The sequence below is a fragment of the Longimicrobium sp. genome (genome assembly GCF_036399255.1).
In the GTDB taxonomy this organism is placed as follows: domain Bacteria; phylum Gemmatimonadota; class Gemmatimonadetes; order Longimicrobiales; family Longimicrobiaceae; genus Longimicrobium.
On sequence record NZ_DASWNM010000123.1, the window covers coordinates 21,395 to 33,606 of the forward strand.

Annotated in this window: 12 protein-coding genes; 3 read left to right on the forward strand and 9 right to left on the reverse strand. The window is 70.9% G+C overall.

Features of this window, described 5'->3' with window-relative positions:
• Nucleotides 1-42: 42 nt before the first annotated feature.
• Nucleotides 43-813, reverse strand: a complete 771-nt coding sequence (gene pgl, locus VGC13_RS22945) for a 6-phosphogluconolactonase (RefSeq protein ID WP_331127633.1) — start codon at nucleotides 811-813, stop codon at nucleotides 43-45.
• Nucleotides 814-906: 93 nt separating this feature from the next.
• On the opposite strand from pgl, the gene VGC13_RS22950 reads away from it, so the two are divergent.
• The gene (locus tag VGC13_RS22950) at nucleotides 907-1,401 is read left to right on the forward strand and encodes a Clp protease N-terminal domain-containing protein (protein WP_331127634.1); all 495 of its coding nucleotides are present in this window, start codon (nucleotides 907-909) and stop codon (nucleotides 1,399-1,401) included.
• Nucleotides 1,402-1,651: 250 nt separating this feature from the next.
• On the opposite strand, the gene zwf is transcribed toward VGC13_RS22950, so the two are convergent.
• The 6 genes from zwf to VGC13_RS22980 form a co-directional block, all read right to left on the reverse strand.
• Nucleotides 1,652-3,268, reverse strand: a complete 1,617-nt coding sequence (gene zwf / locus VGC13_RS22955; RefSeq protein ID WP_331127635.1) for a glucose-6-phosphate dehydrogenase — start codon at nucleotides 3,266-3,268, stop codon at nucleotides 1,652-1,654.
• Nucleotides 3,265-4,191: a phosphogluconate dehydrogenase (NAD(+)-dependent, decarboxylating) gene (gene gnd, locus VGC13_RS22960; protein WP_331127636.1), complete on the reverse strand. Its 927-nt coding sequence runs from the start codon at nucleotides 4,189-4,191 to the stop codon at nucleotides 3,265-3,267. Before gnd ends, zwf begins: the two co-directional genes overlap by 4 nt.
• 248 nt (nucleotides 4,192-4,439) lie before the next feature.
• The gene (locus VGC13_RS22965) at nucleotides 4,440-4,880 is read right to left on the reverse strand and encodes a DUF2442 domain-containing protein (protein WP_331127637.1); all 441 of its coding nucleotides are present in this window, start codon (nucleotides 4,878-4,880) and stop codon (nucleotides 4,440-4,442) included.
• Nucleotides 4,877-5,128 (reverse strand): DUF4160 domain-containing protein, encoded by a 252-nt coding sequence (locus VGC13_RS33715; protein ID WP_414683012.1) that lies wholly within the window; start codon nucleotides 5,126-5,128, stop codon nucleotides 4,877-4,879. The genes VGC13_RS22965 and VGC13_RS33715 overlap by 4 nt, the downstream gene beginning before the upstream one ends.
• Before the next feature lie 175 nt (nucleotides 5,129-5,303).
• Complete coding sequence (locus VGC13_RS22975; protein ID WP_331127639.1) at nucleotides 5,304-6,098, reverse strand: alpha/beta hydrolase; 795 nt, start codon at nucleotides 6,096-6,098, stop codon at nucleotides 5,304-5,306.
• On the reverse strand, nucleotides 6,095-6,925 hold the full coding sequence (locus VGC13_RS22980; RefSeq protein WP_331127640.1) for an alpha/beta hydrolase: 831 nt from the start codon (nucleotides 6,923-6,925) through the stop codon (nucleotides 6,095-6,097). Before VGC13_RS22980 ends, VGC13_RS22975 begins: the two co-directional genes overlap by 4 nt.
• A 252-nt stretch (nucleotides 6,926-7,177) precedes the next feature.
• Between VGC13_RS22980 and VGC13_RS22985 the strand changes: the two genes are divergently transcribed.
• Entirely contained in the window at nucleotides 7,178-7,429 is a 252-nt protein-coding gene (locus VGC13_RS22985; RefSeq protein ID WP_331127641.1) for a hypothetical protein, read from the forward strand.
• Between the two features lie 120 nt (nucleotides 7,430-7,549).
• Nucleotides 7,550-8,926: a hemolysin family protein gene (locus VGC13_RS22990; RefSeq protein WP_331127642.1), complete on the forward strand. Its 1,377-nt coding sequence runs from the start codon at nucleotides 7,550-7,552 to the stop codon at nucleotides 8,924-8,926.
• Between the two features lie 549 nt (nucleotides 8,927-9,475).
• Here the strand turns inward: VGC13_RS22990 and VGC13_RS22995 are convergent.
• Both VGC13_RS22995 and tal read right to left on the reverse strand, forming a co-directional pair.
• The gene (locus VGC13_RS22995) at nucleotides 9,476-10,372 is read right to left on the reverse strand and encodes a LysR family transcriptional regulator (RefSeq protein ID WP_331127643.1); all 897 of its coding nucleotides are present in this window, start codon (nucleotides 10,370-10,372) and stop codon (nucleotides 9,476-9,478) included.
• Nucleotides 10,373-10,966: 594 nt separating this feature from the next.
• A complete protein-coding gene (gene tal / locus VGC13_RS23000; protein ID WP_331127644.1) occupies nucleotides 10,967-12,142 on the reverse strand; it encodes a transaldolase in 1,176 nt (391 codons plus the stop codon).
• Between the last annotated feature and the right edge of the window lie 70 nt (nucleotides 12,143-12,212).

A 12,212-nucleotide genomic window follows, 5' to 3' on the forward strand; every position in this document is an offset into this window, starting at 1 on the left:
GATTTTATCCGCCGAGCAGTCGTCTTGCCGCCGCCATCCCCCTCACCCGATCAGCCGGCCCGCCGCGGCGGCATCCACCATCCAGGCCATCTCCCCATCCATCGGACGCAGGAGCTGGGCGGGATAGCGAAACGGGTCGATGGGGCCGCGCAGCACCGCCCACGCGATCGCGGACTTGTCGGCGCCCAGCACCGGAAGCTCGATGCGCGCGGCCGCGTTCAGCACCGGCAGGGTGAGGGTGATGCGCGGCTCGCCCAGCGGAAGGTGCAGGTTGGTGGTGACGGTGCGGTCGCGCTCCCGCAGCGGCGGGGTGAAGGGGAAGAGCGACGCCACGTGCCCGTCCGGCCCCACACCCAGGTGGATGAGATCGAACCGCGGCACGCCGGCGCCGAAGAACGCCGCCAGCTCCTCCGCGTACGCCCTGGCGCCGCGCGGGGGAGGCAGCTCGCCGCGCATGCGGTGCACGTTCTCCGGCGGGATCGGCACGCGGGCGATGAAGGCCTCGCTGGCCATGCGGAAGTTGCTGCGCGCGTGGCCGGGCGGCACGCACCGCTCGTCGCCCCAGAACAGGTGCACGCCCTCCCACGGAATCCGCGACCGCAACGGCTCCTCCGCCAGCAGCCGGTACGCCCGCACAGGCCCGCTGCCCCCCGTCAGCGCCACGCTGAACTGCCCGCGCGCCCGCACCGCCTCGGTGGCCTGCGCCGCGAAGCTCTCGGCGATGGCGGCGGAGGCGGCGCGCGCGTCGGGGTGCACGGCGACGCGCGCTCCCCCGCGCTCCGTCAGGGTGGTGTTGGGCGGCTGCGTGGACACGATGGATGGATGCGCGTTACGTTCCGGGTCAGCGGGCCCGGCTGCACGTGCCGGGCTACGATGGATGGACCCTGCCAGACCGGAGACTGCGACGTGCTCTTCAGGCGCAACAAGCTGAACGTTCCGCCGCCGCGCCCGCCGGACCTGCCGTTCGACGACGCCGCGCGCGACGCGCTGGGCGACGCGACGGCGCAGGCCCAGCGCGCCAACTCCAGCGCCGTGCACGCCGAGCACCTGCTGCTGGCGCTGCTGGCGGATCCCGCGAGCGTACCGTCGCGCGCGCTGACCCGCCTGGGCTTTGCACCGGACGACATCAAGGCCCGCATCGAGCGCGCCGCGCCGCCGCGACCGTGGGGCATTCGCGCGCCCGTGCTGCCGTTCGCGGACGACACCAAGGGCTCCATCGAGTTCGCCATGCGCGAGGCCCGCATTGCCGGGGCGCGCGAGGTGGGGACGGGGCTGCTGCTGATGGGCGTGCTGCAATCGCCGCAGGGCGTGCCCTTTCGCGCGCTGGCGCACCTCGACATCACCCCCGTTGCGCTCCGCTCCGCCATCGCGGCGGAGGGGCGGGACCCCGCCACGGGCTAAAAGCGCCACGGGCCGGGGCGCCACGGGCTAAAGCCCGCGGCTGGGACGGCCATAAGCCCCGTCTTTGCTCGTTCCTCACAAAACAGGGCTTCACCTGCTCGCGTGGGCTGCCTCCGAGGTGACCCTTCGGCGGTCGGCGAGTGCGGATGTTGTTGAAGCCCCGCCGGGCTAGCGCGGCGCGCTCAGGGCGGGGCTTCTGGCATTTCCCGGGTTCTAACCCGGGGGACGTTCGGGCCCGGACCTCACCCGTTCACCCCCCGCCGCCCCCGGCCGGCACCGCCCCCAGCGTCCCCGGCACCGCCCACGTCCGCCCCTCGCGCGCCAGCATCTCGTCCGCGCCGCGCGGGCCCCAGCTGTTGGCGGGGTACGGCTCCGGCTGGCCGGCCGCCTCCCACGCCTCGGCCAGCGGCGTGACCAGCGTCCATGCGGCCTCCACCTCGTCGCGGCGGGCAAAGAGGGTTGCGTCGCCCAGCATGGCGTCCAGCAGCAGCCGCTGGTACGCCTCGGGCGACTCGGTCTTGAACGCCTTGCAGTAGTCGAAGTCCATGCTCACCGGGCGCAGCTCGCCGCGCAGGCCGGGCTGCTTGGCCTCGAAGAACAGCGAGATCCCCTCGTCGGGCTGAATGTGCAGCACCAGCGCGTTGGGCGCGGGGTCGTCCACCTGCACCAGGTCGCGCACCGGGTGCGGCGCCGGGCGAAAGCGGATCACCACCTCGCTGGCCTTGGCCGGCAGCCGCTTGCCCGTCCGCAGGTAGAACGGCACCCCCGCCCAGCGCCAGTTGTCCACCGTAAGCCGCACCGCCGCGAACGTCTCGGTCCGCGACCCCTCCGGCACCTTTTCCTCGTCCAGGTAGCCGGGCATCGCCCCATCCCCCTCCCCCGAAGCCGCGTACTGGCCGCGGACGGCGTAGCGCGCGATGTCGTCGCCCTGGATGAGGGGGATGGACTGCAGAACCTTCACCTTTTCGTTGCGGATGCTGTCGGCGTCGTAGCTGGCCGGCGGCTCCATCGCCACCAGGGTCAGGATCTGCAGCAGGTGGCTCTGCACCATGTCGCGCAGGGCGCCGCTGGTGTCGTAGTACCCCGCCCTGCCCTCCACACCCACGCTCTCCGACACCGTGATCTGCACGTGGTCCACGTAGGTGCGGCTCCACAGCGGCTCCCAGATGATGTTGGCGAAGCGGAAGATGAGCAGGTTCTGCAGCGTCTCCTTGCCCAGGTAGTGGTCGATGCGGAACACCTGCGGCTCGCTGAACACGCGCAGCAGCGCCGCGTTCAGCTCCCTGGCCGACTTCAGGTCGCGGCCGAACGGCTTTTCGACGATGATGCGCGACCAGCACTCCCCCTCGGGCTCGCACACCAGCCCCGCGCGCCCCAGCCCCTCCGAGGTCTGCGCGATGACGGACGGCGGCAGCGCCAGGTAGTACAGCCGGTTCCCCCGCGTCCCATGCTCCGCGTCCGCCGCCTCGAGGCACGCGCGCAGGTCCTGGAAAGTCTGCGGATTGTCCGTGGAGCCGTGAACGTAGTAGATGTGCTTCGCGAACGCCTCCCACTCCGCCGCGTCCGGCGCCTCGGCGAACTCCTCCAGCGCGCCGCGCATCCGTTCGCGAAAGGCGGTTTCGTCGATGTCCTCGCGCGAGTTGCCCACGATGGCGAACTCGTCCGGCAGCAGCCCGTCGGCCTTCAGCTTCCACAGCGCCGGCATCAGCTTGCGCCGCGCCAGGTCGCCCGTGCCGCCAAAGATGACGAGCACCAGCGGGTCCGGGCAGCGGACGCGCGCCATGGGCGACGCCATGGGGGTGCGGAGCGGCGTCTCGCCCGTGGCGGGGGGAAGGGGGACCTCGGGAAGCTGGGGATCGTCGCTCATGGCGCCGCCTCGCCGCCCGGCGCCGCTTCCTTGATGGCGTGCCCGCCGAACTGGTTGCGCAGCGCCGCGATCACCTGCGCGCCGTACGACTCGTCCTGGCGGCTGAGAAAGCGCATCTGCAGGGAGAGAGTGATGACGGGCGCGGGGACGTCCAGGTCCAGCGCCGTCTGCACCGTCCAGCGCCCCTCGCCGCTGTCCGCCACCCAGCCGCGGATGCGCTCCAGCTCCTGCCCCTCCGTGGCGTAGGCGCGCTCCAGCAGCTCCAGCAGCCACGAGCGCACCACGCTGCCGTGGTTCCACAGGCCGGCGATGCGGCGCAGGTCCAGCCCCATCCCCGACTTGTGCAGGATCTCGAATCCTTCCGCATACGCCTGCAGCAGGCCGTACTCGATGCCGTTGTGCACCATCTTGGTAAAGTGGCCGGCGCCGTTGGGCCCCACGTGCGCGTAGCCGTCCCTGGGCGCCAGCGTGAGGAACGCCGGCTCGCAGATCCCCACGGCGTCCACGTCGCCGCCCACCATCAGGCAGTAGCCGTTCTCAAGCCCCCACACGCCGCCGCTGGTGCCCGCGTCAATCAGGTGAATGCCGCGGCCAGCCAGGTCCGTGGCGCGGCGCTGCGTGTCGTGGAAGTTGCTGTTTCCGCCGTCGATCAGCACGTCGCCGGGCTGCATGCGCCCGGCCAGGTCCTGCAGCACCTGCTCGGTGGCTCCGCCGGCGGGCACCATCACCCACACCACGCGCGGCGCCTCGAGCGCGCCCACCAGCTCGTCCAGCGACGTCGCCGCCCGCGCGCCCGCCGCCTGAGCGATGGTGCGCGTGACCGCCTCGTCCCGGTCGTGAACGACGACCTCGTGGCCGCCGCGCGTAAGGCGCTGCGCCATGTTGCCGCCCATCTTGCCCAGCCCCACCATCCCCAGCCGCATTCGCGCCTCCGCTCTTGTCGATGTCCGTCCCGGACCGCCCTTGCCCGCGCCTGCAAGTCCCGGCCCCGATCCGCCAGGGAAAGAAGATGTCACGCCGGGGGCGCGGAGGAAAAGAGCGGGACGCGGAGGAGGAGGGGGGGACGCACCGTCCGGAGCCGTCCCGAACCCGTGACCCGGCGGTTGAAACGCGAAAAGCCCCGCACGCTGCGCGGGGCCGTGGTTCGGCGGGCGCCCGGGCGCCGCGGAGGCTACGCGGCCTTGGCGGGCGGCGGTGGCTTGGGGGCGGATGCCTTGCGGGGGCGTCCGCCCTTCTTGCCGTTCTCACGCGAGGCGGCGGCCTTTTTGGCGCTGGTCCGGCTGGCGATCCAGCGGGCCCACCACGCCGGCGCGTCCAGCAGGTCGAAGATCAGCCCCGGCACCGAGATGTCGGCATCCAGCTCCTCCCAGTGCAGCCCTTCGCCCCACACGACCTCGACCTGCGCCAGCTGCTCCGGCGTCCCGTTCTCCAGGCCCGGTCCCATGCCCGGCGGAAAGCCGAACCAGCATCCGGACCTCAACTGCACCATGATGACACCGCGCTCCGCATCGTACTCGGCGTGCACGGCACGAGGCTCGGTCTTGTCCAGGTGCTCGCCTAGTTCCTTCGCGGCGCGGTAGCGCTTCTGGAACTCCTTGTCGGCTTCGCTCATCTGCTTGCTCCCAGGCGGAACGCGAACTCGGTCCACGCACGCTGCAAATCATCCCTGTGCTCGGCTACGACCGTCTCTGCCCGCCGAACGTCCTTTTCGCGGATGCTGCCCAGCTTGCGACGCACGCTGCCGCTCGCGATCTCGATGATCGCGACGCCGTCGCCATTGTCACAGTGAACGTGGGCGGGCTCGTGGTCGCCAGCGAAGAAGGAAAGGCGAAACCCATCGACCCGCAGGACAGTCGGCATAAAATTACCTATCTGCTGGGTTAGGATCAAGGGCGCAGCAAGTCGCCGCCCCGCCTGTCAGGCGGAGCGCGGATGATCTGCTTGTAAGTTCGCAGAGTTTACAACACGCGGCGACAAGATGCACGCCGCGCGTCGATCTGTCCAGCCCTTTGAGATGGCTGATAGAGGACGGCGCTCAGGGGCGCGCGGCGCGAACCGTGGAGGCGAGAAAGCGGAGCACGGCGCCGTTGAAGCCGGCGGGCTCGTCGTAGATGAGCGCGTGGGCGGCGCCTTCGATGATGCGCAGGCGCGCGTCGCCCAGCGCGTACGTCATGGCGCGCGCGAAGTGCACGGAAACCACGGGGTCGCGGTCGCCCACCAGCACCACGGCGGGGGCGCGCACCCGCGCGGCGGCGTCGAAGGCGTCGTGGCGCTTGCCGGCCAGCCAGGTGCGCCCCCAGCGCAGCGGCCCCGCGCGCAGGTAGGCGTCCGCGATCAGCGGCACCAGCGACGGCGGCTCGCGGGGGATGTCGGCCAGAAAGCCGATGGCCTCGCGCACCAGCCGCTTCTTGCGGCGGTCCCCCGTGGGCGCGGCCAGGATGATGCCGCGCACGCGCTCGGGCTCGGTGGCGGCCAGCTCCAGCACCGTCTGGCAGCTGAGCGAGTGCCCCAGGTACACGGTCGGCTCCAGCCCCAGCACGTCGGAGAAGAGCGACACGGCGTACGCCTGCTGGATGATGGAGAGGACCTTGGGCCCCTCCGTGCGCCCGAAGCCCGGCAGGTCCGGCGCGATGACGCGGTACCCGGCCGCCGCCAGCCACGGCCCGTTCCTGACCCAGTAGTCCGCCGAGCAGCCCAGCCCGTGCACCAGCACCAGCGGGGGCCCCTCGCCCGCCTCGCGGTAGCGCACGTTCCAGCCGTCCGCCCGCACCCGGTGCGTGACCGCCCACTGCGCCGCCGCGGCGCCCAGGCGGCGTCCGTACGCCGTCACTCGCCCACCTCTTCGCCGGCCAGAAAGGCCAGCACGGCCTCGTTGAACGCCTGGGGCGCGTCCACCATGGGGTTGTGGTAGGCGCCGCGCAGCACCAGCAGCCGCGAGCCGGGGATCATCCGCCGCATCTCTTCGCCGTGTGCCAGCGGGATGATGGCGTCGCGCTCGCCCCACAGCAGCAGGGTGGGATGGGGGATGTCGGGAAGCAGCGGGCGCACGTCGTCGCGCAGGATGTGGCGCAGGGCGCGCATCACGTTCCACGGCCCGGCGGCAAGGGCGTCGCCCAGCATCACCGGGAGGAAGGTGGGATCGCCCCACTGCCAGGGCGGCGCCATCTCGTAGGCAAAGCGCGTCACGTGCCGCGGGGTAAGGGGGCGGGGAAGGCCGGCCGCGTCCACCAGCACCAGCCGCTTGATGCAGCCGCCGAAGCGCGCGGCCATGTGGATGGAGAGCTGGCCGCCCATGGAGTGCCCCACCACGTGCGCCGCCCCGCCCGCCGCCAAGCGCAGCCACTCGCCCAGCACGGCGGCCAGCGCGGGCACGTCGGGGAGCGGCGCGGCCGCCAGCCGGCTGCGGCCAAAGCCCACCACGTCGGGCACCAGCACGCGGTAGCGGGCCGAAAGGCCGCGGATGTTGCGCGCCCACCACCGCGACGAGCCCGACAGCCCGTGCAGCAGCGCCACCGCGTCTTCGCCGGTGCCGGTCTCGGCCCAGTGGATGCGGTAGGCGCCGATGTCGGCCTGGTGCGTGCGCAGCTCCAGGTCCCGCCAGCGCACGTGGCGGCCGGGGACGGCGCGGATCAGGCCCGGCAGGCTGGGGAGCGGCACATTTCGGGAGTCGGGGGTATCAAGGGAACGCGCGGACGGGGCCGCGCCGCGGCTGTTCGCGGCACACGAGCAATCCCCGGACCGGCGGTGTTCCGGGCCCCCGTTTCGCGGGGCCCGGAAACCCGCTATAATAACGCGTTTTTCACGACCGCACCCGATCTCCCGAGCCCTCTGCGGAGGGACGGTTACACCCGAAATGGAGGCCCTTTGAGCCGAAACAGGGAACGCACCAAGAGCAGCCGCCCGACCGCGATGGACGAGGCGCGCAACGAGCTGTTCGGCCACATCCACCGCTGCGGCGTCATGCAGGCGACGCGCGAGCAGCAGGAGGAGTGGATGAAGGATACGATTCAGTTCCTGGGAGAGCGCCATCCGGGCCTCGCCGAGCGGGAGCTGAAGGAGCTGGCGACCATCGGCATGCGCTTCTGCAGCCCCGTGATCGCCAACGCCGACGCGGCGTCCGCGTCGGAGGCCCCGGCGCAGCAGGAAACCGCCGCGGCCTGACGGGTTCCCGGCGCGGCGATTTGGGGGAGGCGGCGGATGGACTGACCGCCTCCCGGATCGCCCGCGGGCCCGGTCCGCAGTCCGGAGCGCTCCCCGGACGCGGTACAACTGCAGCCATCCATGGATCCCGACCCCGGCAGTTTTTCCCTTCTCACCATCCTGGGACTGATCGCGGCCAACGCCTTTCTGGTGGCGGCCGAGTTCGCCCTCATCGCGGTTCGCCGCATCCGCATCGAGCAGTCCATCCGCCAGGGCGACGCCCGCGCCGCGCGCGTGCTTCCCGCGCTGGACCGGCTGGAAGAGCTGGTGTTCGCCGCCCAGGTGGCGCGCTCGCTCGCGTCCGTCGCGCTGGGCTACCAGGGCGTGCTGCTGGCGCGCGCCTACCTGGTGCCCCTGTTCGGGCCCGGACCGGTGCGCCTGTTCGGCGTCATGCTGGGCTCGTCGTCGGCGGTCTCCATCTTCCTGGCGCTCTTCTTCGTCTCGCTCCTCCATGCCACGGTGGGGCAGCAGGTGCCCAAGCTGGTGGCGGTGCACCGGGCCGAGTGGATCACGGCGCACCTGGCCGTGCCGCCGCTGCGGGCGCTCACCTTCGTCCTCACGCCCATCACCTGGCCGCTCAACTTCGTGGTGCGCGGGGTGGTGCGGATGTTCGGCGTGCGCTCCACCGGCTTTCACCCGTTGATCCAGACGCCCGAGGAGCTGCGGCTGCTGGTGATGGAGCCGGGGGGCGAGGGCGGCGCGGGGAACATGGAGGACGACGAGCGCGAGATGCTGCGCGGCGTCTTCGAGATCAGCGAGACGGTGGTGCGCGAGGTGATGACGCCGCGCACCGAGATGGTGGCGGTGCCGGTGGAGGTGACGCTGGCGCGGCTGCTGGAGGTGGCGACGGAAGAAGGCCACTCGCGCATCCCCGTCTACCAGGGGACCATCGACTCGGTGCTGGGGGTGGTGCTCACCAAGGACCTGCTGCGCGTGCTGCACGAGCGCGGCGGCGCGGCCGACGGGGCGTTCGACGTGCGCTCCATCCTGCGCCCCGCCCTGTTCGTCCCCGACACCAAGCCGGTGGACGAGCTGCTGTCGGAGCTGCGGCGGCAGGCGGTGCACGTGGCCATCGTGCTGGACGAGTTCGGCGGCACGTACGGGCTGGTGACGCTGGAGGACCTGCTGGAAGAGATCGTGGGCGAGATCAACGACGAGTTCGACGAGGTGGAGCCGGAGTTCGAGTCCACCCCCGAGGGCGACGTGCTGATCGACGCCGGCGTGCTGATCTCGGACGTGAACGAGCGCTTTGGCCTGCGGATTCCCGAAGACGAGTTCGATACCGTCGGCGGATTCGTCTTCGGCACGCTGGGGCGCGTTCCCGAGCCGGGCGACGCGGTGGCGGTGATGGGGGGCGAGGGCGAGATGGAGCTGCGCGTGGAGCAGACGGACGAGCGCCGCGTGAGCCTGCTGCGCCTTACCCGCCCGGCGACGGTTCCGCCGGAGGTGGAGGAGTAAGTCCGGCTGCTGAAAAGATGGCCTCACACGGAGTCAACGGAGTCAACGGAGTTTTTCTCCGCTGACTCCGTTTGATTTTGTGCGAGCCCTCAATCATTGGATGGAAGCGTCATACCGAATCCCGCAGTTCATTGTGCACCCAGACTTCTACTGCCGTCTCACGGAAGGCACGGAGAGCACGGAGGAGAAACCCTGTCCTCTTGTCTTCTCCGTGTCCTCGGTGTGACGCCGAATCCGGGAAAAAAACACCTTCATGCGTACAGAGGAACAGAGTCAGACAGAGGAACCAGGATAATATCCTGGCTCGCTTTCTCTGTCTGACTCTGTATCCTCCGTACGATTATTCTTTTTCAGGATCTGGTCCGAGGATGAGACGGCCTGGGGGGAATGCACAATCGGGCTGAGAATCTGGTATCAGTCGGCCTCCATCACCACCCGCACGTGCTCCTTCTTCGCACACTGAAAATAGAAAACGGCACGAGAAAACTCCGTTGACTCCGTTGACTCCGTGTGAGGCCCATTCTCTTGCGGATTCGGCCTCACGCGCCTTCAGCGGATGGGCGCTCCGCGGGCGGCTTCCAGCACGGCGACGACGGCGGGGTGGCGGGGGCGGCGCTCCACCGTCAGCGCGTAGAAGTGCTGCAGGGCGTCGGGGGCCTCGCCCACGGTCTGCAGCGTGTGGCGGGTGCGCATCTCGTCCGCGACGGCGGTGGGAACGGCCAGCACGCCGGCGCCGGACTGCGCCAGCAGCAGCCGCGCCGTCCAGTCGTCCATCTCGGCCGCCACGGTGAGGGCCCGCCCGCCGGCCTGCATCCAGGCGTCCAGCGCGCGGCGCAGCGGGGCGCCGGCCGGCGGCAGCACGAACGCGGCGCCGTCCAGCGAGCCGGGAAAGCCTTCCGCCAGCTGTTCGGCCAGCGCCGGGGTGGCCAGCAGCGTGAGCCCGCACTCGCCCAGCGGGTGCGGGCGCGCCCGGACGGCGGAGGCGGCGGGCAGGCGCTCGTCGCTCAGCACCACGTCCAGCTCGCGCGCGCCCAGCTCCGCGCTCAGGCGCGCCAGGGGGCCGTGGCGCACCTCCAGGCGCACGGGGCGCGGCAGCTTGAGCGCGGGCTCCAGCAGCCGGTGCGTCAGCGTGGGCGGCACTCCTTCGGCCACGCCCACCGCCAGCCGCAGCGGCCGCCGGCCGCCGCGCTCCAGCGTCTCCAGCATCTCGCGGCCCAGCGCAAAGATCTCGTCGGCGTAGGCGTACACCGTGGTGCCCGCCTGCGTGAGCGCCAGGCCGCGGCCGCTCTTTTCGAAGAGCTTTACCCCCAGCGAGCGCTCCAGCCGCGCGATCTGGCTGCTGACCGCCGGCTGCGAAACCCCCAGCCGCACCGTCGCCGCGGCGATGCTCCCCTCCCGGGCCACCATCCAGAAGTACAGCAGGTGGTTGTAGTTGAGCGTCGCCATGTGCGCTGTGGGTTCGGGGCGGGCACACGGCCCTCCCGCGTTTTATCAACGTGCGGACGGGCCGTCCCGATCCGGGACGGCCCGTCCGCGCCGCCCGCGAACGCAGGCGGCTGGAGCAGGGAAGCGGGAGGCTGAGGGCTGCGAAGGAACGCTGCTTCGCATGGTCGGGGGGCGCCGCTCGTGAAGAACCGCACATTGAACGTGCAACCCCCAGCCTTGCCCCACCTTGCTGCTCCGGCAACACAATGGGGTGACTGCTACAGCCGAGTGTAGCAACCCCCATACCGCGGCCGGCCCGGAGGGGCATTTCTCGCAACCATCCGTCCCGCAACAACTTGACGTAAATCTTGACACACGGGGTGCAAGGAGTCCTGGGACAGATGCGGTACGATCCGTGGCGGAAACTCCCCAGATCGGCCGTCCCACGTCGCCCGCAAGGTGCGCCAGGCGACATTTCGCCTTCTCCATGCACTCCGAATGGTCACATTTTATGGGATCCACCGGCGGGCGCAACCATTGCGCGCAAGCAAATCGCTCCCCCGGCCGCGGCGGCTGGGGGGAGCGATTCGGTCTGGAACGGCCCGCCGGGTGAGGTCAGGCCTGGGCCACGCGGGCGAGCTTGGCGTCCACGGACTGCAGCAGGTCGCGGAACGACGTGGCGAACTTCTCCACCCCCTCGCGCTGCAGCTGGTCCGTCACCTGGTCCAGGTCGATCCCCAGCTCGCGGAGGGCGGCGATGTCGGCCACCGCCTGGTCCACGTCCTGGTCCACCCTGGACGCCGCGACGCCGTGGTCCGCGAACGCCTCCACCGTGGCCAGCGGCATGGTGTTGACGGTGTGTGCGCCGATCAGCTCCTCGACGTAGATGACATCGCGGTAGTCCGGGTTCTTGGTGCTGGTGCTGGCCCACAGCGGCCGCTGCACCTGCGCCCCCGCGGCGGCCAGCCGCTCCCAGCGCTCGCCCGAGAAGATCTCCTGAAAGCGGCGGTACGCCAGCTTTGCGTTGGCCACGGCGGCCTTGCCGCGCAGCCCCAGCGCGCGCTCCTTCGCCGCGTCGTCCGTGGCGGCGTCGGCAAGCTTGTCGAGCTGCGCGTCGATGGCGGAATCCACGCGCGAAACGAAGAACGACGCGACGGACGCCACGCGCTCCAGCGGCTGCCCCGCCTCGATCCGCCGCTCCAGCCCGCGCAGGAAGGCTTCCATCACCTGCTCGTGGTTGGCCACGGAAAAGAGCAGGGTGATGTTGACGTTCATCCCCTCGAACAGCAGCTGCTCGATGACGGGAAGGCCGGCGTCGGTGCCCGGCACCTTGATCATCAGGTTGGGGCGGCCGACGGACTTCCACAGCCGGCGCGCCTCGTCCAGGGTGCCGGCCTCGTCGTGCGCCAGCTCCGGCGACACTTCCAGCGAGACGAAGCCGTCCGTCCCGTTGCTCTCGTCGTACACGCCGCGAAACAGGTCGCAGGCGCGGGTGATGTCCTCCACCGCCAGCGCCTCGTACGCCCCGGTGGCGCCGCCCTGGCCGGCCGCCAGGGCGTCGAAGGCGTCGTCGTAGTCGTCGCTGTCGCCGATGGCCTGCTCGAAGATGCTGGGGTTGCTGGTCACGCCGCGCAGGTCGTAGCGGCGGATCATCTCCTCCAGCTCGCCGTTGTCCAGGATGCCGCGGCGAATGTAGTCCAGCCACACGCTCTGCCCCAGCGCGTGCAGGTCGTGCAGCGCCGAGCGGTCGGGCTGCACGGCGTCGGTGGGGTGTTTGGTCTCGGGATCCATGATTCTATTCTCCCCGCAGGTGAAAGTGCGTGAGTGCGTCAGTGCGTGAGTGCGGGAGTGGGGACGCGGT